The sequence below is a fragment of the Sinorhizobium kostiense genome (genome assembly GCF_017874595.1).
GTDB lineage: Bacteria > Pseudomonadota > Alphaproteobacteria > Rhizobiales > Rhizobiaceae > Sinorhizobium > Sinorhizobium kostiense.
Genome location: NZ_JAGILA010000001.1, coordinates 739218 through 765116 on the forward strand (window position 1 = coordinate 739218; position 25899 = coordinate 765116).

24 protein-coding genes are annotated in these 25899 nt (G+C 62.9%); 14 read left to right on the plus strand and 10 right to left on the minus strand.

All coding sequences use genetic code 11. The features are described 5' to 3' along the window. Positions 1 to 113: 113 nt before the first annotated feature. Both J2Z31_RS03285 and J2Z31_RS03290 read right to left on the minus strand, forming a co-directional pair. Positions 114 to 863 carry an SDR family oxidoreductase gene (locus tag J2Z31_RS03285; RefSeq protein WP_209600444.1) on the minus strand — a complete coding sequence of 250 codons (750 nt, stop codon included), beginning with the start codon at positions 861 to 863 and terminating at the stop codon, positions 114 to 116. A 204-nt stretch (positions 864 to 1067) separates the two neighbouring features. Next, the gene (locus tag J2Z31_RS03290; protein ID WP_209600445.1) at positions 1068 to 1820 is read right to left on the minus strand and encodes a carbonic anhydrase; all 753 of its coding nucleotides are present in this window, start codon (positions 1818 to 1820) and stop codon (positions 1068 to 1070) included. Positions 1821 to 2271: 451 nt separating this feature from the next. Here J2Z31_RS03290 and J2Z31_RS03295 point away from each other — a divergent pair, with 451 nt between their 5' ends. The 11 genes from J2Z31_RS03295 to J2Z31_RS03345 all read left to right on the plus strand — a co-directional run bounded on the left by J2Z31_RS03295 (position 2272) and on the right by J2Z31_RS03345 (position 15300). Continuing rightward, positions 2272 to 3354 carry a substrate-binding domain-containing protein gene (locus J2Z31_RS03295; protein ID WP_209600446.1) on the plus strand — a complete coding sequence of 361 codons (1083 nt, stop codon included), beginning with the start codon at positions 2272 to 2274 and terminating at the stop codon, positions 3352 to 3354. Between the two features lie 305 nt (positions 3355 to 3659). After that, positions 3660 to 5909 carry an ABC transporter permease gene (locus J2Z31_RS03300; protein ID WP_209600447.1) on the plus strand — a complete coding sequence of 750 codons (2250 nt, stop codon included), beginning with the start codon at positions 3660 to 3662 and terminating at the stop codon, positions 5907 to 5909. Beyond that, complete coding sequence (locus J2Z31_RS03305; protein ID WP_209600448.1) at positions 5906 to 6697, plus strand: ATP-binding cassette domain-containing protein; 792 nt, start codon at positions 5906 to 5908, stop codon at positions 6695 to 6697. Before J2Z31_RS03300 ends, J2Z31_RS03305 begins: the two co-directional genes overlap by 4 nt. A 319-nt stretch (positions 6698 to 7016) precedes the next feature. After that, positions 7017 to 8081, plus strand: coding sequence for a glycosyltransferase family 2 protein (locus J2Z31_RS03310; RefSeq protein ID WP_209600449.1), 1065 nt, complete (start codon positions 7017 to 7019; stop codon positions 8079 to 8081). 317 nt (positions 8082 to 8398) lie between these two features. Continuing rightward, complete coding sequence (locus tag J2Z31_RS03315) at positions 8399 to 9658, plus strand: ABC transporter substrate-binding protein (protein WP_209600450.1); 1260 nt, start codon at positions 8399 to 8401, stop codon at positions 9656 to 9658. A 100-nt stretch (positions 9659 to 9758) separates the two neighbouring features. Next, complete coding sequence (locus J2Z31_RS03320; protein ID WP_209600451.1) at positions 9759 to 10676, plus strand: carbohydrate ABC transporter permease; 918 nt, start codon at positions 9759 to 9761, stop codon at positions 10674 to 10676. A gap of 1 nt (position 10677) precedes the next feature. Next, a complete protein-coding gene (locus J2Z31_RS03325; protein ID WP_209600452.1) occupies positions 10678 to 11541 on the plus strand; it encodes a carbohydrate ABC transporter permease in 864 nt (287 codons plus the stop codon). A 5-nt stretch (positions 11542 to 11546) separates the two neighbouring features. Beyond that, a complete protein-coding gene (locus J2Z31_RS03330) occupies positions 11547 to 12620 on the plus strand; it encodes an ABC transporter ATP-binding protein (protein WP_209600453.1) in 1074 nt (357 codons plus the stop codon). 238 nt (positions 12621 to 12858) lie between these two features. Next, positions 12859 to 13581 carry a formylglycine-generating enzyme family protein gene (locus J2Z31_RS03335; RefSeq protein ID WP_234939232.1) on the plus strand — a complete coding sequence of 241 codons (723 nt, stop codon included), beginning with the start codon at positions 12859 to 12861 and terminating at the stop codon, positions 13579 to 13581. After that, entirely contained in the window at positions 13560 to 14549 is a 990-nt protein-coding gene (locus J2Z31_RS03340) for a ScyD/ScyE family protein (protein WP_209600454.1), read from the plus strand. The genes J2Z31_RS03335 and J2Z31_RS03340 overlap by 22 nt, the downstream gene beginning before the upstream one ends. Positions 14550 to 14625: 76 nt before the next feature. Next, positions 14626 to 15300 carry an HAD family hydrolase gene (locus tag J2Z31_RS03345; protein ID WP_209600455.1) on the plus strand — a complete coding sequence of 225 codons (675 nt, stop codon included), beginning with the start codon at positions 14626 to 14628 and terminating at the stop codon, positions 15298 to 15300. A 57-nt stretch (positions 15301 to 15357) separates the two neighbouring features. Here J2Z31_RS03345 and J2Z31_RS03350 read toward each other — a convergent pair whose 3' ends face one another. After that, positions 15358 to 15546 (minus strand): DUF2735 domain-containing protein, encoded by a 189-nt coding sequence (locus J2Z31_RS03350; protein ID WP_209600456.1) that lies wholly within the window; start codon positions 15544 to 15546, stop codon positions 15358 to 15360. Positions 15547 to 16044: 498 nt separating this feature from the next. Between J2Z31_RS03350 and J2Z31_RS03355 the strand changes: the two genes are divergently transcribed. Further along, on the plus strand, positions 16045 to 17079 hold the full coding sequence (locus J2Z31_RS03355; protein WP_209600457.1) for a glutamine synthetase beta-grasp domain-containing protein: 1035 nt from the start codon (positions 16045 to 16047) through the stop codon (positions 17077 to 17079). A 104-nt stretch (positions 17080 to 17183) separates the two neighbouring features. Here J2Z31_RS03355 and J2Z31_RS03360 read toward each other — a convergent pair whose 3' ends face one another. From J2Z31_RS03360 to J2Z31_RS03390, 7 genes are all read right to left on the minus strand, one after another. Continuing rightward, positions 17184 to 17969, minus strand: a complete 786-nt coding sequence (locus J2Z31_RS03360) for a TIGR01458 family HAD-type hydrolase (protein WP_209600458.1) — start codon at positions 17967 to 17969, stop codon at positions 17184 to 17186. An 88-nt stretch (positions 17970 to 18057) separates the two neighbouring features. Next, entirely contained in the window at positions 18058 to 18939 is an 882-nt protein-coding gene (locus J2Z31_RS03365; protein ID WP_209600459.1) for an NAD(P)/FAD-dependent oxidoreductase, read from the minus strand. Between the two features lie 186 nt (positions 18940 to 19125). Further along, the gene (locus J2Z31_RS03370) at positions 19126 to 19302 is read right to left on the minus strand and encodes a hypothetical protein (protein WP_209601096.1); all 177 of its coding nucleotides are present in this window, start codon (positions 19300 to 19302) and stop codon (positions 19126 to 19128) included. A 138-nt stretch (positions 19303 to 19440) separates the two neighbouring features. Beyond that, positions 19441 to 20958, minus strand: coding sequence for a tripartite tricarboxylate transporter permease (locus J2Z31_RS03375; protein ID WP_209600460.1), 1518 nt, complete (start codon positions 20956 to 20958; stop codon positions 19441 to 19443). A 15-nt stretch (positions 20959 to 20973) separates the two neighbouring features. Further along, on the minus strand, positions 20974 to 21465 hold the full coding sequence (locus J2Z31_RS03380) for a tripartite tricarboxylate transporter TctB family protein (RefSeq protein ID WP_209600461.1): 492 nt from the start codon (positions 21463 to 21465) through the stop codon (positions 20974 to 20976). Then, the gene (locus J2Z31_RS03385; RefSeq protein WP_209600462.1) at positions 21462 to 22406 is read right to left on the minus strand and encodes a Bug family tripartite tricarboxylate transporter substrate binding protein; all 945 of its coding nucleotides are present in this window, start codon (positions 22404 to 22406) and stop codon (positions 21462 to 21464) included. The genes J2Z31_RS03380 and J2Z31_RS03385 overlap by 4 nt, the downstream gene beginning before the upstream one ends. 236 nt (positions 22407 to 22642) lie before the next feature. Then, positions 22643 to 23710: an ABC transporter substrate-binding protein gene (locus tag J2Z31_RS03390; protein ID WP_209600463.1), complete on the minus strand. Its 1068-nt coding sequence runs from the start codon at positions 23708 to 23710 to the stop codon at positions 22643 to 22645. A 76-nt stretch (positions 23711 to 23786) separates the two neighbouring features. Between J2Z31_RS03390 and J2Z31_RS03395 the strand changes: the two genes are divergently transcribed. After that, positions 23787 to 24464 (plus strand): response regulator, encoded by a 678-nt coding sequence (locus tag J2Z31_RS03395; protein ID WP_209600464.1) that lies wholly within the window; start codon positions 23787 to 23789, stop codon positions 24462 to 24464. After that, the gene (locus tag J2Z31_RS03400; RefSeq protein ID WP_209600465.1) at positions 24461 to 25846 is read left to right on the plus strand and encodes a sensor histidine kinase; all 1386 of its coding nucleotides are present in this window, start codon (positions 24461 to 24463) and stop codon (positions 25844 to 25846) included. Before J2Z31_RS03395 ends, J2Z31_RS03400 begins: the two co-directional genes overlap by 4 nt. Positions 25847 to 25899 lie beyond the last annotated feature (53 nt).

A 25899-nucleotide genomic window follows, 5' to 3' on the forward strand; every position in this document is an offset into this window, starting at 1 on the left:
TCAGAGGCGATCGCCTCGGCCGTACCTCCGGGTACGACCTGCGGCAATCGCCTCTGCCCTGACGAAAACCTGCTCCGGCAGAATGTTTCCATTTAACCCGGAAAGGCTCTAGCTCACATCTGCACCGTCATGCCGCCATCGACCGTAAGCGTGATGCCGTTGACGAAGCTCGCTCCCGAAGAGGCGAGGAAGACAGCCGCCGGGGCGATCTCCTCCGGCCGTCCCCAGCGCTTCAGCGGAATGCGGAGTTCGACGAAAGCCTGGAGCGCCGGGTCCGCCGCGAGATGGGCGTTCGTCTCCGTTGCGAACCAGCCCGGCGCGATGGCATTGACGGTGAGATTGTCCGAGCCGAGTTCGACCGCGAGCGAGCGCGTCAGCGCCGAAAGTCCGCCCTTGGCCGCCGTATAGGCGGGGTCGCCGGCCCGTGCCGCGAAGGCGGCGATCGAGGTCACGAAAATCAGCCTGCCGGCGGCGGAACGCAGCAGAAACGGCAGTGCAGCTCTTGCGACGGAATAGGCTGCGGTCAGATCGGTATTCAGAAGTTCCGCGAACTCGTGCGGCTCCATCTCTCGCGTGCCGCGACGATCGCGCTCGCCGACGGAATGGATCAGGATGTCGAGCTGACCGGTCCTTTCGGTCGCCTGGGTGAGGATGCCGCCAATCTCGCGCCTAATATCGCCGGCCGCGATACCGACCAATATTCCCTCGCCGGCAAGACGCTCGCGCACCTCCTCGAGGCTTTGTCGGTTGCGACCGTTGATCACCGTCCAGGCACCAGCCTTTGCGAGCGCCTTCGCCATTTCCAAACCGAGTCCGCGTCCGCCGCCGGTGACCAGGGCGGTTTTGCCGGTAAGATCGAACATCGCTTGCCTCGCCGCTCGTTTTCGTCGGTGCAGACATTTGCAGCGACGGACGATTGACGCAAGCCTTGTGGAACCTCCGTGGCCGGCGACGCTACCACCCGAACCAGTCCATGCCTTGCCGGGGCGGTTCTCTGCAGTGTTGCGTGCGCCTCGCGCGGGATGTGGGCGGAAAGCGCACGCCCATCCCGCGCCAAGATCCTGCGATCAGCTGGAGCTTAGAACGTAGCGACGATTTGCGGAGAGCGCCGGGCGCGCATTCATGGAATAGAGCGCGGTGAATTTCTCGATGTCGGCGGCAGCCACTTCGATCGGCTCCATCGCTACCATCCAGTCGACGATCTCGCTGCAGGGCGGGGTGGTGAGCGACCCTTCATAGGCCCAATATTTCAGCGAGCGCGGCAGCAGGCCGGCCGGATCGACGGCGTCGAGCGCCAGTTCCTCGCCGGCCTTTTGCGGAAACTTCGCGGCGAGCTCTGCAAAGGTCTCGTTCGTCGCTCCGGACGTGATAAACACGCCGAACACCCCGAGCGCGCCGCTTTCGGCGTGCTTATGAACGAAATGCACTTCCATGGCGAAGTTCTTGCCGTCGACCAGATGCTCGCTTGGCGCATGGAAATGGTACTGCACGAGATCGTAGGTCTTGTCGCCGTGCTTCAGCGTACCGCCGGGAGCCGCCTTCACCTGGATCGTATGGCCGTTATTGACGATGCTGCCGCCGCTCTTCCAGTCAAGTCCGAGATCCGGCAGGTCGGCCTTGATAGCGCCGCGGATGTCGATGGGCGACTGCTGCGAGCCGGCGGAGCACGCACTGTTCTCCTTGCTCAACGAACCCCAATGCTCTGGTCCCTCCTGGCCTTCATAGCTCCAGTGGACGCCTTCCGCGGCATATGCCGTCTTGACGCAGAGGGGGCAGGCTGCAAGCAGCGCCAGGCTCCTGAGGAAATCACGCCTTTCCATTCTTCCTTCTTCCTTTTCGATTGAGCGCGAGCAGACATGCCCCGCGGCGGTGGGATGTTGTGCTTTCGAACCTGTCCAACAACTGTCGGAATGACGAAGGTCAAGCAGATGATGTGTGAAACGGATAGGCTCGTGCAGAGGAAGTATGCTGCCGCAGAACCAGCCCTCGCATTTGTAATACGTTTCGCCATTTACTTGTGCCGGAACTGCGCAGAGAATAGCGCGAGGGAGGAAGCGTTCGGCGCCCTCTCGACGATCGCGCTCGAACGACTTTCGCCCGCTGACAACTGGAGCGGGAGGGGCAAAGTGTCCGCGGTTTTCCGCCCGTATCCCACTCTAGATCACGATGATTTTAGGTCGGACCTAAAATCCTGGTGCCGCGCTAGCCGATGGGAAGCGATCACGCGGGTTCCGCTGCTGGAGGCCGGCACCACTCCGAGGGAGGAAAGCAATGAACCGGATTCTGTTCTCCGCGGTCTCGGCCGCGGCTTTGTCAATAGGCATGTCATCCGCATTCGCGCAATCGGGCGCAGTCGAAAGGGCCGTCGGCGGGTATGATTTCGACGAGGCGGCCAAGGAGGCCCCGGAGACAAAGAATTTTCACTCGGCCGACGGTCATTTGACCTTCGCGATCGTCACCCACACGGCGGGCAACGGCTTCTTCGATCCGGTCTATGTAGGCGCGAAAGTGGCCGCCAACATGATCGGCGCCGAGGTCCTGCTGCTCGGCTCGGAATCGCCGGTCGACGACCCGGCACGCGAGATCGAAATCCTCAACCAGATCGTCCGTGATCCGAAGATCGACGGCATCATCATGACGACACCGCAGGTCGGCGCCTATAACGACATCGTCAAGGCGGCGGAAGAGGCAGGCATCCCGGTGGCGACGACCAACTCATTCGACGGCACGCTGATGAACCGCAGCAGCATCAGCCATACAGGGCAGGATGCCTCGGCGGCGGCGATCGGCGGCGAAGCCCTTGCCAAATGCGTGCTCGACAGCGGTAAGACGAGCGGCTCGATCCTGCTGCCGTCATCGACCGCGATGGGCAATATCGAGGTCAACAACCGCGTGACCGCCGCCTTCAACGCGATCGTCAAGACCTTGAAGGATGCGGGCAAGCTCGAGGCCTTCAGGGTCGACGCCGGTCCGGAGAATGTCGGCATCGACACCAATCCGAACGACCCGGTCAATGCGCTCGTGTCGCTGTTCGAATCGCGGGGCGATGTGGTCGGCGCGTTTACCGCGAACAACGTCTTCACGCCGCCGCTCGTCAAGGCGGTCGAGCAGATGGGCTGGACAGGCAAGTTCTGCGCCTTCGGATTCGACCTCGGTCCGGCGCAGCAGGAAGGCATAGCCGCGGGCAATCTCACCGGTTCGCTTGGGCAGCAGCCTTTCCTGCAGGGCTTCTGGCCGGTCATGCAGCTTTACCTGCAGATCGACCGCGGCATCTCTGCCGCCAATCTCGACACGCGCGCCCAACTCGTGACGAAGGAGAACGTGGAGAAGGTCGGCAAGCGCTTCGAGAACTGAGCTGGAATGATGGCGCCAAGCTCTGCCCCCTATGGCCTGTCCATAAGCGCCCACAACGGGGAGATTCCGCACAAGCCCCTCCCCAACCCCTCCCCACAAAGGGGAGGGGCTCTGCCGTGGCGCCGCCTTGTCTCACTCGACGGATCCGCAAGTAATTGGAGCAAAGGCAGCGTAGGGAGAGCGCGGCAATGCAGCACATCCGCCTTGTGGATTGGGGAGGGGCCTTGTCCGAAAACGCTTGGTCCAACCCTTAGCAGAGGGGTGGGGCGCTCATCTAGGCGAGGGGCAAACCGGATGACGTCCACATGACACCCATGACGACATCGCCCGGCCGGGCCCCGCCTCAACTCGCCGGTGGCTGGGAAGCTGGGCTGCTGATCTTTCTCGTCCTGCTCTATGTAGCCGGGGCGGTGGTCAACCCGACCTTCTTCGGCTCAACGGAAGCGCTTCACGCGCTTCTCCGCGATACCTCGCGTGTCGGCATCATTGCAGTCGGCATGACCTTCGTCATTGCCAACAAGGATCTCGATCTTTCCGTAGGCTCCACCTACGGGCTGATCGCGGTCGTCTTCGCGCGGCTCTTCGCCTCGAATGTCCTTGACCTCGGCGTCGTCAGCACGGTGCTCCTCTGCCTGGCCCTGGGCGCCGCGATCGGGCTCGTCAACGGCGTGCTCGTGACGCTTCTGAAAGTCCCCGCCTTCATCGCGACGCTGACGATGCTCTTCATCGGCCGCGGCTTCGTGCTCGCGCTGACGCACGGCCAAGCGATCTATTATTCCGGCAAGGCCAGGGATTACCCGCTGTTCTTCTACCTCGGCGAGACGAATGCCTTCGGGTTCAACAATCAGATCGCCGTTTTCGCCATCGTCGCCCTCGTCGGCGCTCTCGTTCTTGCCAAGACGCGCTGGGGCTACGAGACATTCGCAACCGGAGGCAACGAGCAGGCGGCCGTCTATGCGGGCATTCCGACGAACTGGGTGCGCGTGCGCGCCTATCTCATCTCGTCGCTTGCGGCGACAGTTTCCGCGCTGTTGGCGGCCGCACAGGACAAGGGGGCAACTCCGCTTTACGGGGTGAGCTGGGAACTGACCGTCATCGCCTCCGTCATCATCGGCGGCGCGTCCATCCTCGGCGGCCGCGGGCGGGTGATCGGCTCCTGCCTCGGCGCGGCGCTCGTCGTGCTGATCGACAAGGTCCTGCGCCAGGGCTGGCCGATCACGCGCACCGTCGTCATCGATGGCGAGAGCATCGAAGTCAGCGCCAGATATACGCTGCCGGCCGGAGCGGTCCTCGTCTTTCTCGGCCTGCTGCTGGTCATTGCGGTCCTCATCGAGCCCTATCTCATTCGTCGCCAGGTCGCCGCCCGCTTCTGGGCCTGGATTCGCGGCCGGGCGCCGCCGCCGGCGCTCGAGGTCGGCGGCGTTGCTCTCGAAGGCGTCCAGACCAAGGGCGCGATGGCGAGCGACGCGATACTGTCGACCAAGGGCCTCGGCAGGTTCCTTGCCCGGCGGGATGCGCTCGCGATCATGCTGGCCGCCACCCTATGGCTGACGGGAGTTGCGCTGAGGCCGGACTACTGGTGGAACCTCTCCAACACCTTCGCCATCCTTCTCAACTTTACCGAGCTGGCGCTGATCACCATCGGCCTCACCTATGTGATCGCGGCCGGCGACATCGATCTTTCGGTCGGTGCGGTACTGGCGCTTGCGGGCAGTACGGCGGCCTATTTTCTCAAGGTGTTGGGCGCCGATCCGATGACGGCGATCGCGATGGGGCTCGTCGCCGGCATGGCCGCCGGGCTCGTGAACGCCACGCTCACGGTCGGCTTCAAGCTGCCTGCCTTTATCGCCACGCTCGGGATGTTCTATATGGCCCGCGGCCTTGCCGCCTGGTTCGTCGCCGGGCAACAACTGACCGGCTGGAGCGAAACCTACAATCTCCTCGGTCGCAAGGTGAACGACGTGCTCCTCCATTTCGGACTGGTGCTGCCGCCGGGCCTGCTGCGCAGCGTGGCGGAGGTCGTCAGCATCCAGACGCTCTGGATGTTCTTCGTCGCGGTGCTCGCCGGTATCGTGCTCGCTTACACGCCGTTCGGGCTGAAGGTCTGCGCCACTGGCGGAAACTTGCGAGCCGCCGCCTATGCCGGCATCAATACCAATCGCGTTCGCTTCCTTTCGCTCATGTTGGCGGCGCTCTGCGCGACGATGGCGGGCCTCATCAACATCGCCTATTTCCGCAGTTTCAATCCGGTCGCGGGACAGTTCCGCGAACTCGACGCCATTGCCTCGGTGATCATCGGCGGCGGCTCGATCTTCGGCGGCCACGGCACCATGATCGGCGCACTTGCCGGTGCCGCGGTGATCACGCTGGTCAGGGCGCTCCTGCAACTGAACGTGCAGGGTTTCACCATGCCGCAGCACTGGATCAACGTCTTCATCGGCGCCATCCTCATCATTGCCGTGCTGATCGACATATGGGTGCGCCAGGCCAACATCCTCGGCCGCCTGCGAGCCCATCTTGCGGGCGGTGGCAAGACCAGGAGGAGGAGCTCATGACCGACGCGCCACTGCCTCGACCGATCGTCGAGATGCGGGGCATCGACAAGGCTTTCGGAGCCGTGCAGGCGCTCCGCGGCGTCGATCTCGTTCTTTATCCCGGCGAAATTCTTGGCCTCGTCGGCGACAATTCGGCGGGCAAATCGACGCTGATGAAAATCCTGACCGGCGCCTATCAGCGCGACGGCGGCGAAATCCTGGTGGCGGGTGAGCCGGTGCAATTCAAGAGCCCGCATGAGAGCCGCGATTCCGGTATCGAGATGATCTATCAGGACTTCGCCCTCTGCGGAAACATGGATGTCGGCCAGAACATTTTCCTCGGCCGGTGGCCACTCAAGGGGCCCTTCGTCGATCGCGGAAAGATGTATGCGGAAGCGGACCGTGTGCTGAAGCGGCTCAAGGTCGACGTGAACTCCGTCTATCAGAAGGTCGAAAGCCTTTCGGGCGGCCGCCAGCAATCGGTGGCGATCGCCCGCGCCATCTCCTTCGAGCCGCGCGTCGTCATCCTCGACGAGCCGACCGCCAACCTTTCTGCCATGGCGACCGAGCGACTGCTCGAAACCATGCTGGAACTGAAGAGGCAGGGAGTAGCCCAGATCATCATCTCGCACCGCCTCGTCGACATCTTCGCCGTCGGTGACCGCGTCATGGTGCTGAAGCGCGGCGAATATGTCGGTGACCGCTACATCAGGAACACCGACGAGCACGAAGTGCTGGAGATCATCGTTTCCGGCACTCGCGAGAGGGCGCTGACTGCGGACGAGGCCGGTGCGCGCCGGCCCCAATGAAACAGCAACCTTTGCCTGCGGCGCTGAAGGACATCCTATCGCCATAATAGTTGAAGAGGCTCCCGATCGTCAGATCGAGCACGATCTTCGCCGCCCGTCTTGCCATCGAGGCCAATTGCATCCGCAAACCGTCTGCGGATTCGGCGCGGGCAAAATCCCCCTACAGGCCGCACGTCTTATCAGGCGCGCAAAGGTCGCTGTAGCACTTTGAATCGCTGCATGTCTTTCTCGTTAAGTCGAGGTCGGTCCAAGGAGACATGCAGAAGAACCTGATGATAAGGTTCGCCGCGACCAAAGCAGATCTGCGAGGTTCAATGCGATGCATCCCATCCAAGACCGCCCCTTTGTCTCCATCATCATCGCCAACTACAATTATGCGCGCTTCCTGCCACGCGCGATCGAGAGCGCGCTCGACCAACGTTACGGAAACGTCGAGGTGATCGTGGTCGACGACGCGTCGATCGATCATTCGGCCGAAGTCATCGCTGCCTATAGCAAGCGGATCAAAGCCTGTATGCGGGAGGCGAATGGCGGTCACGCCGCAGCCTTCAACACCGGATTTGCAGCAAGCCGGGGAGCGATTGTGCTCTTCCTCGATGCCGATGATTATCTCTACCCGAATGCCGTGTCCAAGATCCTGGATCGGTGGGATCGCCATACGGCCCAGATGCAGTCCCGATTGCACATCGTCGACGAGTGCGAGCTTGTCAATGACGTCTTTCCGCCTCCCGAGGTGCCCTTCGACTCCGGCGACGTCACCCCGCAATTGTTGCGCCGCGCGCGCTACCAGACGACGGTGACCAGCGGACTTGCTTTTGCGCGTTCGGCGCTCGACACGATCATGCCGATACCGGAGCGCGATTTCCGGCAGGGCGCCGATGGCTATCTGGTCACGCTGGCGCCGCTTTACGGAGAGGTGAGGTCGATCGACTCCTGCCTGGGCGCCTATCGCTTGCATGGAAACAATCATTCCATATTTGCCGAGAAGCTCGGACAAAGGGCGCGCTGGCGTGTCGAACACGACTTCAACCGGTTGCAAGCTCTGGCGGATCAGGCGGAGGACCTTGGGTTGGAGGTGCCGCCGGACGCCAATCTGCATGATCCTGCGCATATCGAGGAGCGATTGGCTTCCTTATGCGTCGACAGCGACCGGCATCCGATAGCCGAGGACTCCAGACTCGCGCTTGGTGCCGCCGGTGCCGCCGCCAGCATGGAAATGAATTTCTCCTTGCGCCGTCGCACGATGCTCGCCGCCTGGTTTCTGGCCGTGGGGCTCCTTCCCCGACGGATGGCCAAGACAGTCCTGTCATGGAAACTCGTCGCCTCTTCCAGGCCGGCGTTTCTCGCGCGCCTGTCGAAGACGATTCGCTATGTGATGGGGTGACGCGCCACCTAAGTAATTACTAACACACACCTCTCTAAACATCACATGATGTGCTAGATTTAGCCGAGAGCAACGTCGGCTTGTGGAGGAGCCCGATGACGGTCCGACCCGACGGGTCGGTTTTCATCGACGTTGCGTTACTGCATGTCTCCTCGAATCGACCTCGATTAGGATAAAGGCATGCAGCAATTCAAAGTGCTACAGCGACCTTTGCGCGTCTGACAAGACGCCTGGCGCTGCAGGGTCTCCGCCAGGCCGAATCGGGCGGGACCACCATGAGTGTGGCCCCGCGATGTGCTCGGATTGGGAGGTGTCTTATGCTTCGCAAACTGTGTCTCGCTTTGGCTGTCACGGCATCGACGCTGGCAATGGGTGCGTCTGCCTGGGCCGACATAACGATCCTCGTTCCCTCGGGCAGTGAAGGCGACGGGCTGAGGGCCGCCGCCGCCGACTACGCCAAGCTGAAGGGTACGAAGGTGGAGATCGTGCAGGCGCCCTACGCCAATGTATTCGAACAGGGCGCCAATGCCGGCGCTACCAAGTCCGGCGTTTTCGATATCATTCTGATGGATGATCCGTGGATACCGTTCTTTGCCGAAAACGGGCATCTCGAGGAATTGACGACTTATTTCAAGAATGCCGGCCTGGAAGGGCCGGACGACGACTTCCTTTCGAAGTCCCGGGCGATCTGCCGCAACCCCTATAATGAGGGGCCCTATGTCTGCCTTCCCTATGTCGGCAACGCCCAGATGTTCTTCTACGACGCAGCGAAGTTCAAGGAAGTCGGGGTGGAGTCGCCCGAGACCTGGGACGATGTGCTGAAAGCAGCCAAGGCGCTGACCGAGCAGGGCGGCGGCCGCTATTTCGGCTATGTCTTCCGCGGTGGCCAGGGCAATCCCGTGGTCGCGGACTTCATGCCGATCTTCTGGTCCTATGGGGCCGACATGTTCGATGAGGGCCGCACCAAGGTGACGATCGACACGCCGGAGGGGGCCGAGGCCATGAAGATGTTCATGGCGCTGCGCGACGTGTCGCCGAAGGGCGTCGAAAGCTACAACGCCAACGAAGTTGGCACTGCCATGGCAGCGGGCACCGCGGCATCCTCGATAAACTGGCCGAACTGGGTGGCGACCTTCGAGGATCCGAGCCAATCGAGGATGGTGGGCAAGATCTCCTACAGCCCCATACCGGACGGCACCGAGCCGGGCAGTTCGGAAATCGGCCACTGGACGATGGGCATCATGTCGGCTGCCAAGAACAAGCAGGAGGCCTTTGATTTCATGTTGTGGGCGACCTCGCCGGAGCAGATCAAGATCTCAGCGGAACGTGGCAATCCGCCGGTCAGGCGTTCGGTCTTCACCGACCCCGAAATGACAAAGCAGGAAAAATTCCGCCACTATCCGGTGCTGATGGAGGCGATCGAGGCATCAACGCCGCGGCCGCGCCATCCGAAGTGGCCCGAGATTGAGAACGCCTTCGGGATCGAGCTTTCCAAGGCGGTCGCAGGCACGATCAAGCCGGAAGAGGCGCTGAAGAACTCGCAGGCCGCGGTCGAACAGATATCCGGTCTCAAATAGCCGCGCGTGTCGGGCGGGGCGTCTGGCCCCGCTTGTCGCGGCCGCGCCGGAGGTTCCGCGCGGGCGTAGCTGCCAGGCAAGAGGTTCCGTCGGAGGACCAATGCTGAAGAAGGGCAAATCTGCCGCGCTGTTCGAAATCGGAGGTGGGTTCGAGCATTGGGCGGAGCGCCGGCTGCGCTATCTGATGCTTGCGCCCGCAGTCGTGATCCTCCTGGCGCTGACGATCTTTCCGAGCCTCTACATGTTCTATGCCGCGGTCCACAGGATCAGTCCCAATCCGGAACTGCCCTGGCAATTCGTCGGCACCGCCAACTTTGCCCGGCTCTTTTCCGACGGCCAATTCCACGTGGCTTTGCGCAATACTGCGGTCTTCACGATAATTGCCGTGTCGCTTGAATTCGCTCTCGGCCTCGGGCTGGCGTTGCTGCTCGACAAATATATCCGGCGGCTCACTTTCCTGAAGACGGTGCTGATGATCCCGATGATGCTGCCGCCAATTGCAGTGGCGATCACCTGGAAGCTCATCTATGAACCGCAATTCGGGGTCCTCAACGAAATCATGTACCGCCTCGGCCTGCCCACCCAAGCCTGGGCGGGAGACGTCGACCTGGCGATGCTCTCAATCATCGTCGCCGACGTCTGGCAGTGGACGCCGTTCATCTTCCTTCTGATGCTGGCCGGCCTCGCCAGCCTGCCCGTCGAGCCCTACGAGGCAGCCGAGCTCGACGGCGCGTCCTCCTGGCGACAATTCTGGGACCTTACCATTCCCTTCCTGAAGCCGGTCATCGCTATCGCGCTCTTGTTGCGCGTCATGGACGCGCTGCGACTCTTCGACCTGGTCTTCATCCTGACCGGAGGCGGTCCGGCGGATCGCACAAAGGTGTTGAGCCTCTACATCTATCAGGTCGCATACCGCTTCGCCGATCCCGGCTATGCGGCGGCGATATCGCTGTTCGTGCTGTTCGTGACGCTGATCCTCAGCACCTGGTTCATGAAGCGCATGCGATTGGTGGAGTGATATGGCGACGACGTTGAGAACCCGCAGCCGTAGCCGAGAGACGCTTCTTCGCCTCTCGGCCTATGCGACGATTCTCCTCGCTTTGGTGCTCACGCTCTTTCCCGTCTACTGGATCGCGGCGAATTCGTTCAAGTTCGACATCGACATCTTCGCCGTGCCGCCCGAATGGGTCCCGCGCAACCCAACTCTGAAGCATTACGACCAGGCCTTCATCGAGCGCCCGTTCCTCCGCTACGCGCTGAACAGCTTCCTCGTCGCGATCGGCACGACGGCGATAGCCGTGACGTTCGGCACCATGGCTGGCTATGCGCTGGCGCGCTTCAGCTATCCCTGGCAATGGCGCAAGCATGTCTCCTTCTGGATCCTCTCGACGCGCATGATGCCGCCCATCGTCAGCATCATTCCGCTTTACCTGGCCTTCAACTATTTCGACATGCTGAACACCAAGTCGGCGCTGATCATCGCCTATACGGCCTTCAACCTGCCCTTTGCGACCTGGATGATGAAGAGCTATTTCCAGGATCTCCCGGTCGAGCTCGAAGAGGCGGCGATCGTCGACGGCGACACGCGCTGGGGGGCATTCCTGCATGTCGCCTTGCCGCTTGCCCGCCCCGGACTTGCGGCAACTGCGATCTTCTGCCTGATCATCTCCTGGAACGAGTTCCTGCTGTCACTCGTCATCACGCTGACGGAGCAGTCGCAAACGCTGCCGATCGGCATTGCCGGCCGCGTGACGCAGTACACCACCTATTGGGGCGAAATCAGCGCCGCCGGCTTCATGGCCTGCATCCCGATCGTCATCTTCGCCTTCATCGTCCAGAAGCATCTCGTCCGAGGCCTCTCCCTCGGCGCCGTCAAGGGTTGAGGCTCATGGCATCCGTCAAGTTCGACAACGTGACCAAGAAGTTCGGCGACTTCGTCGCCGTCGCCGACGTCAACCTGGAAATCAGGGACAAGGAGTTCCTCGTTCTGCTCGGGCCTTCGGGCTGCGGCAAGACGACGACGATGCGCATGGTCGCGGGCCTCGAAGAACCGACGTCCGGCGACATCTACATCGACTCCGATCGTATCAACGACGTCCTGCCGAAATATCGGGACGTGGCGATGGTCTTCCAATCCTACGCGCTCTATCCGCACCTGACCGTCGAAGACAACATCGGCTACCCCCTGAAGATCCGCAAAGTGCCGCCTGACGAATACAAGCGTCGCATCCTCGAGGTGGCGCGGCGCGTCGAGCTCGACACCATGCTGAAGCGCCTGCCCAAGGAGCTTTCGGGCGGCCAGCGCCAGCGGGTGGCGCTCGCCCGCGCCATAGTGCGCACCCCGCGGGTCTTCCTGATGGACGAGCCGCTCTCCAATCTCGACGCGAAGCTCAGGACACAGATGCGGGCGGAGTTGAAGCACCTGCAGCACGAGTTGCAGGTGACCACGATCTATGTGACGCACGACCAGATCGAGGCGATGACGCTCGCCCACCGCGTTGCGGTGATGAACAGGGGCGTGATCGAGCAGCTTGGGACGCCGCGGGAGATCTACAACGACCCGCGCACGCTTTTCGTCGCCGGGTTCATCGGTTCGCCGTCGATGAACCTCATTCCCGGCGAAGCGAAGGACGGGGTGTTCGCCAGCGCGGGTCTGAGGGTCGAGGGTGCCGGCCACGTCAATGTCAGGCTTGCCGTGCTCGGCGTGCGCCCGGAAGACGTCCACGTCGCCGGCCCCGAGGATAAAGATATCAATCTGGTGGCGCCGATCTATTCGGTGGAGCTCACCGGCGAGAACACGCTCGTCAATCTGCAACTCGGCGGGCAACTACTGACGCTGCGCGCCGACAAGAATTTCGCCGGCGCGATAGATCAGCGGGTCGGCGTCCGGATTGCCGAGGATCGCATGTTCCTGTTCGATGCGGAGACCGAGCAACGTGTGGATTTCCAGCCGGATAGCTAAGGCGCCGGGTGCCTGTCGCTTGCGCCCGGCGGCAAACTCCTCCCCAACCCCTCCCGACAAGCGGGAGGCGCTACATTGCCGCGCCCTTCGCACACTGCCATTGTTCCAATCACTTGTGGATCCGTCGACAGGGGCGAGGCGGTGCTGCGGCGGAGCCCCTCCGCCGGAGGGGGTGGGGAGGGGTTTCGCCTTTCGCCCGAAACCCACTTGCACACGAGCAGCGGCGATCGCTCTCCTCTTGGCTTCCCGGGCGCTCGCCGGCGACACCGGCCCAATCGCCGGCAATCCGCTGATAGAAATCCCCGCCGGCACCTTCATCTTCGGCCGCGACGACGGCCCTGAGAACGAGCGCCCCCGTCGCGTCGTCGAGGGCCGCGCCTTTGCCATCAACCGCACCGAGATCACCAACCGGCAATATGCAAGCTTCGTCGAGCAGACCGGACGCCGTCCCGCCTTTTATGCCGGCCACCCGGTCCTGGGCCTCGACGATCGACCGGCCGTCGGCGTCAGCTGGGCCGACGCCGACGCCTTTTGCCGGCATCATGGCCTGACGCTGCCGACGGAAAAGCAATATGAGCGGGCCGCGCGGGGGACGAAGGGCAACGGCTTTCCTTGGGGCGACATGCCGCGCGACGACATGCGCGCCAATGGCGGCGCCGATCGCTGCTGCGGCGGCGATGACCGCGACGGCTATTTGGTGACCGCGCCGGCCGATTCCTTTGCAGCGGGTGCGAGCAGGGAGGGGGTGCTCAACCTCGTCGGCAATGTCTGGGAATGGACGAGCGATGTCTATGCGCCCTATGCGGAAGGATCCGCAACGGGCGGGGATTATCGCGTGCTTCGGGGCGGCTCCTGGAACAGCGACCCGCGCCATCTGACGACGACCTATCGTCTCGCCTATGATCCCGAATTCCGTTTTGCAGCCAATGGCGGCTTTCGATGCGTGCGCTCTTTGCCCTGATCGCTTCCGGCTTCCTGTTCCTGGCACCAGCCGCCAATGCCGGGCCCTCGGTCGCGGCGGGCTACCGGCTCGAGACGGTTCACGTTCCGGGCGCCGCCTTCTCCGGCCTTGCCCGCGACGGCGACGCATTGCTCGTCACCGATCTTCGAACGGGACGCCTCTACCGGCGCGGTCCAGGGGGCGAACTCCTGGCGTTCGGCCCGGTATTCCCTCATGGACTTGATGTGATCGGCGACCCGACCGGGCCCTACCGCGTGATGCGACTGAACGACGGGTTCGTTGTCGCTCAGGGGTGGACTCCGGTCAAATCGGTCGAGAGCCCTCTCGATCACAGTCTGGTCTCGGTCAGTACCGCCGGTGAGATTCGTGTGATCAGCAATGATTTCTGGAACCCGTTCGACTTCGTCCCGGCAGATCGTGGCTTCTATGTCGTTGACGCCGCGCGAAACAGCGTCGAGCACCTGCAGCCCGACGGCCGCAGGAAAACGCTTGCAATGTTCCGCCGTCTTCGACAGCCGGCGGGCGCCATGCAGAGCCTTTCGCCGACGGAGTTCGGGGAGGGCAGCAGCTATGACGTCGATGCCGTACCCACCGGCATTGCCCTTCACGACGGTCGCCTTCATGTGGCGCTCTTCGGCGGCTTTCCTTTTCTGCCGGGCGCGGGAAAGATCGTGTCCGTGCCGACGACCGGAGGGGAGCCGCAAGTCGAAGTCGACGGACTGAATGCGCCGGTGGCGATCGGCTTCGAGCAGGACGGCGCGATGCTGGTGCTTGAGCACGGGATTTACGAACAGGGTCAAGGTTTCCGGAAGGAGAGCGGGCGCTTGATGAGAGTGGACCGGCCGTCAGGCGCACAAACCGTCGTTCTCGCCGGCCTGACCCGGCCGGTTTCCGTGATCCTCTGGGATGCTCGCCAGCTGGTGGTCTCCGATCTCGCCGGCAATCTTCATTTTCTGCGCCGCGACTAGCCCGGTTTTCTCCTGTTCTTGCGGGCACGCTGCCCCATATCTCCAGTGGCTCCATTGGAAAAGCGGGAGAAGCAGTATGCGGGTTGAAACAGCGTTCCTATTCGACCTCGACGGCACGCTCGTCGACAGCGTCTATCAGCATGTCCTTGCCTGGAAGGAGGCGCTCGACGACGAAGGGATCGATCTTTCGGTCTGGCGGATCCACCGTAAGATCGGCATGAGCGGCGGGCTCTTCACCAACCAGCTTTTGCGCGAGACGGCTTTGGAGATCAACGAAGAGCTGGTGGCGCGCCTGCGCCGACGTCACGCCGAGGCCTACAAGCGGCAGGCGGACCGTATCCGGCCGCTTCCGGGCGCCCGCGAATTGCTGACCTGGCTTACCGATGCGAGGATACCTTTCGCCATCGCGACCAGCGGTCGGCTTGAGACGGCTGCCGTCAACCTCGCCGCGCTCGACGCAGACCCGGCTGTCGTCCCGGTCGTCACGCGCGACCTTGTCAGATATGCCAAACCTGATCCCGATCTTTTCCTCGCCGCTGCCGAGCAGCTGGGCGTTCGGATCGAAGCCGCGGTGGTTGTCGGGGACAGCATCTGGGACATGCTGGCGGCGGTGCGCTGCCGGGCGCTCGGGATCGGCCTCTTGAGTGGAGGCTACGGGCGTGAGGAGTTGAGGGATGCAGGCGCCTACCGGATCTTCGAGGATCCCGCCGACATGCTCGCTCATATCGACGAGTTGGGCGGGCGGCGGTGAGGGGCGGCGCCATGTGTGGCACGCCTAAAGGGCGGGTCCTCAGGATCGGCCCTTCGCTCAATGTTTGGTAGTTTCCTCCCGCAACGCGTCTTCGTGGTACCAGCAGCCGTCGATCGCGGCGCATACTTCCGACGAAGCGAAGTCCATCGTTCCCTTTGCCTCCGTCCAGCGCTCGTCCGGCTTGCGCGGAATCCTTTTTGGAAACTGCAGGATCGTCGCGGACTTGCCGTGCAAATTCGTCGCCATGCTCAGGTCTCCCGTGAGTTCCTGTCGAAAACATAGTACCTCACGCTGGAAATTGCACATGATTTGCGCGAAATGCCGAAAAAATATTCAAATCGATGCCGGATTCGCGAGCATCGGGCAATCTGTGTAGCCGCGAGCTGCCTGATGGAGTGATTTTTTAGGCAATAGCATGCGCCTGACGCATTTTGGGGCAGTGCTGGCTCCTCCGCTCCTGAAGCAGGCGTCTCCGGATACGCAGCAAAATCAAGCTTGTCGGGAGAATCATAGGGGAGGCCGGCAATGGAATTTCGGTTTTCTCCGACCGTTTTCGCCAACGTACGGCCGCCGCGATCCGGCGCAATCGAACCGTCTGCCGAAAAAAGAGTCGAGGCCGCCGGCGAATTGGCACGCTTAATGCTTTCATGGGATCGATCCCTGGCGTTCGAGACGCGCATTTCGTCTCGAAGCCGCTTCAGGATTTGCTCAAACCTCGCAGCACCACGTTAGAGAGATTCGCTAATGACCAAGTATAAGCTCGAGTACATCTGGCTCGATGGCTACACGCCCGTACCAAATCTCCGCGGCAAGACGCAGATCAAGGAATACGACGCGTTTCCGACGCTCGAACAGCTTCCGCTTTGGGGTTTCGACGGCAGCTCGACGAATCAGGCCGAAGGCCGCAGCTCGGATTGCGTGCTGAAGCCGGTTGCCGTTTACCCGGATCCGGTCCGCACCAATGGCGTGCTGGTCATGTGCGAGGTCATGATGCCGGACGGCAAGACACCGCATCCTTCGAACAGCCGCGCCACGATCCTCGACGACGAAGGCGCCTGGTTCGGCTTCGAGCAGGAATACTTCTTCTACAAGAATGGTCGCCCGCTCGGCTTCCCGGAGCAGGGCTACCCGGCGCCGCAGGGCCCGTACTACACCGGCGTCGGTTACAAGAACGTCGGCGACGTCGCACGCCAGATCGTCGAAGAGCACCTCGACATCTGCCTGGCTGCCGGCATCAACCATGAAGGCATCAACGCCGAAGTCGCCAAGGGCCAGTGGGAATTCCAGATCTTCGGCAAGGGCTCCAAGAAGGCCGCTGACGAGGTCTGGATGGCGCGCTACCTCTTGCAGCGCCTCACGGAAAAGTACGGCATCGACATCGAGTGGCACTGCAAGCCGCTCGGCGACACCGACTGGAACGGCTCCGGAATGCACTGCAACTTCTCCACCGCCTATATGCGCGAAGTCGGCGGAAAGGACTATTTCGAGGCGCTGATGGCTGCGTTCGACAAGAACCTGCAGGAACACATCGACGTCTACGGCCCGGATAACCACCTCCGCCTGACAGGCAAGCACGAGACGGCGCCGTGGAACAAGTTCAGCTACGGCGTTGCCGACCGCGGCGCTTCGATCCGCGTGCCGCACAGCTTCGTCAACAATGGCTACCGTGGCTATCTCGAAGATCGCCGCCCGAACTCCCAGGGCGACCCCTACCAGATCGCCTCCCGCGTTCTGAAGACGATTACTTCCGTCCCGACGGAAGTTTCCAAAGTAGCTTAAATACTCCCAAGGCCTTCATGGCGTCGACCTCACGGTCGGCGCCATGCTTTTTTCTGGCGGCCTACAGTTTGAATTGCTGCATGTCTCGTCTAATCGAGGTCGATTTAAGGAGACATGCAGGAGCTTCGTTTCGCGAGAATCCACTCCACCGCCGCCGAAATATCGTTGAGAGTCGCCGTTGGCGCCGGCTCGAAACGAGCCTCGTCCCCCTGCCGATATTTGCCAGTGCGTACCAAGAGGGCGTCACCGATAGTCGCTCTCAATGCCCCGGCGACATCCGTCTCCGCGTCATCGCCCACCATCACCGCGTCAATTGCCGCGCAGGGTATGGTAGCTAGAGCGGAGCGGAAAAAATCACCTGCCGGCTTACCGAGGACGATCGCCTTCTTCTGGCTGGCGAACTCCAGTGCGGCGACAAATGCTCCGGCATCCAGGCTCAGCTTTCCATCGGCGTCCTTGAAGGTCCGGTTCGGGGCGAGCGCCAGGAATTCCGCGCCGTCGACGAGTTCCCGGAACGCCGCATTCAGCGCACGGTAGTCGAAGGCGTCACCCGCATCGCCGACGACGATCGCCTTGCCGACCGCGGGCGGAATGTCCTGGAACTCCGAAACGAGATCGGGGTGAACGAGCAGGTGCGGCGACCGGCCATGTTGGCGAAGCCAGCCACACGCGGCTTCGGCCGGCGTGAACAGCTCGTCGCCCCCGACTACAATCCCGAGCCTCGCCAGGCGCTGAAGAACGGCTGCCTTCGTCGCGCGGGTGGTGTTGCTGACAAAGCGGACGGGAAGGCCAGCTTCCCGCAAGCGGTCAACAGCCGCCGTTGCGCCCGGCACTGCTTTCTCGCCGTCATAGACGACCCCGGCAAGATCCAGAAGCACAGCCTTGATCATCCGGACAGGATGCCATGGCGACATGGCGGGTCAAGGTCAGGGTGCCCTGATGAGCCGTGACTAACAACCCGAATTGGGACTGGCGCTCTTAAAGCCTTCGCAGATCGTTGTGCGCAGCAACGGCCGCAATTTCCGCCTGGGCCATCGCAACGCCGAGTTGGTTCAGACCCGTGACCACGTCGCCGGCCGCATAGAAGCGTTCTACGTTGGTGCGCTGATGTTGATCGGTCGGTATTCGTCCCTCTTCGTCGAGTTCGACCCCGACGGCCCGAGCGATATCGGATTGCGGTTTGCAGCCGCGCGCGGAATAGACCGCCACGTCCTCCATCCGAGAGCCGCCCACGAACTCCAGCGAAAGGCGATCTTCGGCCGCCGGGCGGTGGGATGCAAGGCGATCCGTGACCAGCCGGACGGATGTCTCAAGGTCGGCCTCGCTCACCCCATCGAGTTCGGCCCCCATGGTGGCGATGGTCACCTTATCGCTGAATGACAACAGAAATTCCGCTTCCCTTACTGCGCGTCGGGTATTTCCCAGGACGACGACCGGCGCACCATTGATCTCGTATCCGTCGCAGATCGGGCAAAGCCGTAGATTGCCGTTCCGCACGAGCTTCGTCGCGTCCGGCCAGGGGGGAAGAATGTCAAGAAGACCGGTCGCACAGATCACCGATTGGCTGAGCAGGTTGCGCCCCGCGACTGCCGTTTCAAAGCAGTGATCTCGTCGCTCGACTGCATCGGCGCGACCAATGACATGCTCTATGGCGAATTTGCTGGCCTGATCATACATCCGGCGAAGCAAAACTTGCCCCGGGATCCCATCCGGAAACGCCGGATGATTGTAGGATCGCGGAATGAGGCTCGCGCGGCTTTCCCCACCATCGATGATGACCACCCGGCGATTGAGCCGCGCCAGATAGATGCCGGCCACCAGACCGGCGGGGCCTCCGCCCACAACCACACAATCATACATGAGAATGACGGCGCTCTCTTCGCTCGGGACCGCCCGTCGAGCGGCCGTCCCTTTCAACGAGCCAGTGGCAGCAGTTGTTCCTCTATACGCGAAGTGTAGGGCAGATCAGGGCACGGCGTTGGCTAGCGGATCTCGTTGCGGCGGATCACCGCCAACGGAAAACCGCGCAACTGCCGCGTCGCGCGGTTAGCCGCGGCTCGTGTCCGGGAAGTTTGCCGGGTCGATTCCGAGGGTGCGGAGATCCCGTGCCCTTGGGCGGCGGTGGCCTTCGACGGCAGCGGCTGCGGCAGTCGCAGCGCCCAGAACGGCAAAAGCGCGGCCGATGAAGCCCATGCGGTTGTTGCTCGTCATCTCTTTGCTCACTTTCTTTCTCTTCGATGAGCAAAAGATGGGTCTGGCAGGCATGTTTCGCAATGCACAAAACCTCAGCCCAGCCATGCAATGAAAGCAGGCCCGGATGGCGGTCGACCACCCGGGCCCGCAACAGAGATAGGCGAGATTTCAGTCTTCGCTGGCGGCGAGCTGCGTCAGCACTTCGCCGCGGCCGCGTGCCCGCATGATCAGCGGCACGAGGAAGGCCAGCGCCGCGATCACCAGCAACACTGCCGCGATCGGCGAGGTGAAGAGCACGGTGACATCACCCTGGCTGATCGACAGTGCTCGACGCAGTTGCTGTTCGGCGAGCGGTCCGAGGATGAGGCCGACGACGACCGGCGCGATTGGATAGCCGAAGACGCGCATGACATAGCCGAGCAGGCCGAAGGCAAGCAGCATGCCGAGCTCGAAGACGGACGGGTTGGCGCCGATGGTGCCGAGCGTGGCGAACAACAGGATGCCGGCGTAGAGCCATGGCTTCGGGATCGTCAGAAGTCTCACCCAGAGGCCGATCAGCGGCAGGTTCAAGACCAGCAGCATGAAGTTGGCGATGAGCAGGCTGGCGATGAGGCCCCAGACGAGCTGCGGGTTGGTGGCAAAGAGCAGCGGTCCCGGCTGAAGCCCGAATTGCTGGAAGCCGGCGAGCATGATCGCGGCGGTCGCCGTGGTCGGCAGGCCAAGCGTGAGGAGCGGTACCAGCGTGCCGGCGGCCGACGCGTTGTTGGCAGCCTCCGGACCGGCCACGCCTTCGATTGCGCCGTTGCCGAACTCTTCCGGATGCTTGGTCAGGCGCTTCTCGGTGGCGTAGGAGAGGAAGGTGCCGATTTCCGCGCCGCCCGCCGGCATCGCGCCGATGGGAAAGCCGATGAAGGTGCCGCGCAGCCACGGCTTCCAGGAGCGCGCCCAGTCCGCGGCATTCATCCATACCGAACCGCGGACCGCCTCGACCTTGTCCGGCCCGCGATCGCCCTGGGCGGCGATGAAGAGGCTCTCGCCGATCGCGAACATGGCAACGGCAACCGTCGTCACTTCGATGCCGTCCAGGAGGTCCGGCACGCCGAAGGAGAGGCGCGTCTGTCCGGTCAACTGGTCGATGCCGATCAGGGCGAGGGTGAGGCCGACGAAAAGCGAGGTGAGGCCGCGCAGCGCCGAGTCGCCGAAGGCCGAGGACACGGTGACGAAGGCGAGGACCATGAGCGCGAAATATTCGCGGGGGCCGAAAACGAGCGCAAGCTTGACGATGTAGGGAGCAATGAAGGCAAGCCCCATCGTCGCAATCAGGCCGGCGACAAAGGAACCGATCGCCGCCGTTGCGAGCGCCGGTCCACCGCGTCCGGCGCGCGCCATCTTGTTGCCCTCGAGTGCTGTGACGATCGAGGCGCTCTCGCCCGGCGTATTGAGCAGGATCGATGTGGTCGAGCCGCCATACATGCCGCCATAATAAATGCCGGCGAACATGATCAGCGACCCGGCCGGGTCAAGCTGGTAGGTGACCGGTAGCAGCAGCGCGACCGTGAGCGCCGGGCCGATGCCCGGCAGCACGCCGACGGCGGTGCCGAGTGTCACGCCGATGAGCGCGTAGAGCAGGTTCATCGGCTGGGCAGCAACCAACAGCCCCTGCAAGAGGAAGTCAAAAGTACCCATGGTCGTCGGGCCCCTTTAGAAGAACAGGCGTTCAAGCGGTCCTGCCGGCAGCGACAATTGCAGGAGCTTGGCGAAGATCACCCAGACGACGAAGCTGAAGGCGATGCCGATCGGCACCGACAGCCAGAGCTTGCGCTTGCCGAAGCCGCGCGCCGTAAGGGCAAAGAGGAATCCGGTGGCGATCGAAAAGCCGAGCGTGTTGAGCAGAAGCATCTGCGCTGCGAGCCCGCCGACGATCCAGGCGACCGGGCCGATCTCCTGATGGTCGCGCTCGGGGAAGTCCCCCCTCAGCGCTTCGGCCGCAGTCCAGACCGCCAGGCCGATGAGACAGCAGGCGATCGCATAAGGCACTGTGGTCGGGCCGACTTGGGAGTAGCCGGCAAGACCGATCAGGCGGGAAACGTCCCAGAAGATGAGGCCCGCGACGACCGCCAGGACGGCGGCGATAGTGAGCGCCGCCCAATCGGGGCGGCGCGTCTGGGTCGAAGGGTGGGTTCCCTTGGTCATTTTACCAGTCCGATGTCCTTAAGCACGGCTTCGGTGGCAGCAATATCCTTAGCGAGCTGTTCTTCGAAGGCCTCGCCGGCGAGGTAGGTGTCCTGCCAGCCCTTGGTCTTCAGGACTTCCTGCCAGGCGGCGGATTTGGCGACCTTCTCGATGTCGGCTTCGACGGCGGCCTTCTGCTCTTCGGTAAGGCCGGGAGCGGCCGCGACCATGCGCCAGTTTTCAACGACGACGTCGACGCCCGATTCCTTGAGGGTCGGAGCCTCGATCCCGGGGATGCGCTCGGCACTGGAGACGGCAAGCAGTCGGAGAGCACCGGCTTTGATCTGGGATTCGAACTCGCCGTAGCCGGAAATGCCGGCGGTTACCTGGCTGCCGAGGATCGCTGCAAGCGCTTCGCCGCCGCCGGAATAGGCGATGTAGTTGATCTTCGTCGGGTCGACGCCGGCAGCCTTGGCGATCAGGCCAACCGCGATATGGTCGGTGCCGCCGGCCGAACCACCTGCCCAGGAGACGGCCCCCGGATCCTTCTTGAGCGCTTCGATCAGGTCAGCCATGGTCTTGATTTCGGAAGCGGCCGGAACGACGATCGCCTCGTACTCGCCGGTCAAACGGGCGATCGGGGTCACGTCCTTGAGTGTGACTGGCGAATTGTTGGTGAGAATGGCGCCGACCATGACGTAGCCGCCAACGAGCAGCGCATTCGGATTGCCCTTCTGCTGGCTCGCGAACTGCGCAAGGCCGATGGTGCCGCCTGCGCCTGGAACGTTCTGCACCTGCACGTTGCCGGAAACGCCCTCCTGCTGCATGACGGTCTGCAACGAACGGGCCGTCTGGTCCCAACCGCCGCCAGGATTTGCCGGCGCGATGATGGTGTAGTCAGCGGCGTAGGCCGGCAGCGCCAATGCGCCGGCGAGAATGGATGCCAGGAAAAAGTGTTTCAAGGTCGGTCCTCCGTGAGCGCAGTTCATTCCCGCGCGTGTGGTTTCTTTGCCAACGGGAGAACGGACAGCTGACCTCAGAACGGAAGTCTTCGACCGGAATGGCGCCTTCCTCCCGATGCGCCGCCGGCAATCCGCCTCCACGGCTCGCCGACGACGTAAACCCATCATAGAAAGCTGACATTAACCTGACATCAACTTCGCTCCGCGTAAACGCTTTGTTGCGACGGCTGATTTTTTCACTGCTGTCTGAGCGCTTCGTTCCAGCGAGCGATCAGGCGGGCGCGCTTCACCTGGTCGAGATAGACCATCAGGCCGGGACTGACCGGCACGGGTTTCAACTGCCCCCCAAGCATCTCCCGCATCGTATTGGCCGTGTTCTCGCCGGCAACCTCGGGGCTGACCGCGGGGATCTGCAGTTCACGCGCCATGATCGTTTGGCCCTCCTTGGACATGAAGAACTCGAGATAGCGCCGGCCGAGCTCCGGAGAGGCGGCCGCCTGCGGCACGAGGCCGATGCGCGACATCACGACGGTGTAGTCCTTTGGCAGAACGATGCCGACATCGGGATGGCGGGAGGCCCAGTCGGCGGCATAGGAGCCGAGAATGTTGTAGCCGAGCACGAAGCGCCCGTCGGCAACGCGCTCCAGGATCGCCTGGCTGGTCGAATAGAGCTTGACGCCGGCCGCACCCATGGCCTGGATCACGCTCCAGATGTCGCCGAACTGTTCCTGGTCGCGCGCCATGAAGAGGAAGCCGACGCCCGATCGCTCGATGTCGTAGGTGCCGACGCGGCCGAAGACGGCGCTGCCCTGTCGCGTCAGATAGTCCACGAATTCCGCGCGTGTGGCTGGCGGCGTCTCGTTGGCGAAGCTCGGCTTGTGATAGACGAAGACGGCAGGTTCGAAGGTAAGGGCATAGGCCGTGTTGCGCCAGTTCGCCCATGCCGGCCAGCGGCTGCTCATCGGCAGGTCGCTGCGCTGCGAATAGCCGTCATTGCTGAGTTTGACCTGGAGATCCATGGCCGAGGAGAAGGCGAAATCGGCCGTCTTCCTTCCGGCGTCCGTCTCGCTGACGATGCGGTCGTAGATCTCGCCGGTCAGCATGTCTTCATAGCGCACCGCCACATCCGGATTGGCCTTCTGGAAGCCGACGATCATCGGTCGCGCCAGCGGTTCGTCGAGGGAGGAATAGACGACGAGAACGGGTGCGGTGGGATCTCCCGAAGCCGCCGGGAAGAGCACCGGCGCAGCAGACGTAAATGGCGCGAGCAGCAACCAAAAAGCGAAAGAAATCAAGTAGCGCATAATTCCACAATGCCTGACGCCGCCGCCGTTCACAAGCAAGCGCGCGGCCGATAGAGTGAAGTGGGGAGGCGACGATTTGCGTATCTTGCTCGTTGAAGACAACAAGGCCTTGGCGGAGGGCCTTTCGGCGCTGTTGCGGGGCAGCGGCTATGCCGTCGACATAGTGCGCGACGGCGCTTCCGCGCACGCGGTCGCCGCAGCCGAGAACTTCGATCTCGTGATTCTGGACCTCAATCTGCCGGAAATGGACGGGCTTGAGGTGTTGCGCGCGATGCGCGCCCGCCAGAACCGGGCAGCGGTCCTGATCCTGACGGCACGCGGCTCGCCCGAGGAACGGGTGAAGGGACTTGACCTTGGTGCCGACGACTATCTGATCAAGCCCTTTGATATCGGCGAGTTCGAGGCGCGCGTGCGCGTGCTGTTGCGCCGGCAGGCCGGTTTGCGCAGTTCCGTCGTCAGCTATGGCAACGTCTCTCTGGACCTCACCGCCCGCAGCTTTTCAGCTGGCGGCATGCCGATCGAAATTCCCGCGCGCGAGCTCGGATTGCTCGAACTTCTTTTCATGCGCGCCGGCAAGGTGGTCGCCAAGGATGCGATCGTGCAATCGCTCACCGGCTTTGACGACGATTTGAGCGCCAATGCGATCGAGCAATATGTGAGCCGGCTACGCAAGCGTCTGGCACCCTATGGCCTGACCGTGCGCACCGCCCGCGGCATTGGCTATTACCTGGATAAGACGGCCAGCGCCGAATGAGGACCATGGTCTATTCGCTCAGGCGCAGGCTGCTCGGCTGGCTCCTCTTTTCGACCGCCGTCATCGGCGTCATAGCCCTGATGGACACCTATCGGGAAGCCGTCAAAACGGCGAATGTCGTGTCAGACCGAGTCCTTGCCGGCTCGGCACTGGCGATCGCGGAGCGAGTCGTGGTCGCCGAGGACGGCTCGCTGCAGGTCGATATTCCCTACGTGGCGCTCGAAATGCTGACTTCGGCGGCCCAGGACAGGGTTTTCTACCGGGTGGACGGTCCGCCGGGTGAGTTCATCACCGGCTATCAGACGCTGCCTTCGCTCGCGGAGACGGGGACGCAGTCGTCGACGAGCTTCGCCGATGCGGTTTTCCGCGGCGAACCGATCAGGCTCGCAGTGCTTCGACGCTCTGCTTCGACCGGGGTCAACTCTGTACCCTTCGTCGTCACCGTAGCCGAGACGACGATCGCCAGGCGCCAGCTCACCCAGACGATCCTGCTGCATTCCGCGTTGCGCCTCGGGCTGATGATCGCGGGCGCCGCGGTGATCGTCTGGATTGCGGTCACCGTCTCGCTGCGGCCGCTCTATCGCCTTGGCGATGCGATCGCCGAGCGCAGCCCGGACGATCTCCACCCGATCGGCGAGCGCGTGCCGAACGAGGTGCAGGGGCTGGTGGACACGGTCAATTCCTTCATGGTGCGCCTGCAGTCGGCGCTGGACGCGCTTCGCAACTTCACCGGCAATGCCAGCCACCAATTGCGCACCCCGCTTGCGATCATCCGGACGCAGATTGCGCTGGCGCGGCGCGCGGCGACCCTCGAGGAAGCACGCGGCGCGGCGCTCAAGGCGGACGAGGCGGTCGCCAACGCCGAGCGCATTCTCGCGCAATTGCTCCTGATGGCGAAGATCGACGCGGCGGCGAAGGAAAAGGCGCGTGGGACGGAGCGCATCGAACTTGCGGGGCTCGCGCGCGCGGTCACCGCCGAGCATGTTCCTGCGGCGGGCGATGCTGACATCGATCTCGGCTTCGCCGGCGAGGGCGAGCATTGCATCCGGGCCGAACCGCTGCTCGTCGGAGAGTTGTTGAAGAATCTCATCGGAAATGCGCTCCTCTATGCCGGTCGCGGCGCGGAGGTGACCGTGCGGGTCGAAGGTCGAGACGGTCTTGTCGCGCTCGAAGTCGAGGACAATGGACCCGGCATCAGGACGGACCTGCGCGAAGCCGTGCTCAAGAGGTTCCGCCGCGGCGGCGGCAACGAGTCGCCGGGCACCGGGCTCGGCCTGCCGATCGTCGAGGAGATCGCCGCGCTTTACGGCGGAGCGATGCGGCTGGAAGACGGAGCGGGCGGTCGAGGGCTGAAGGTCGTCGTGACGTTTCCTGCATCATGATGCCGTCGGAGCCGGGCATTGATTCAGCGAAAAAAGCCGGGATGAATTTCTTC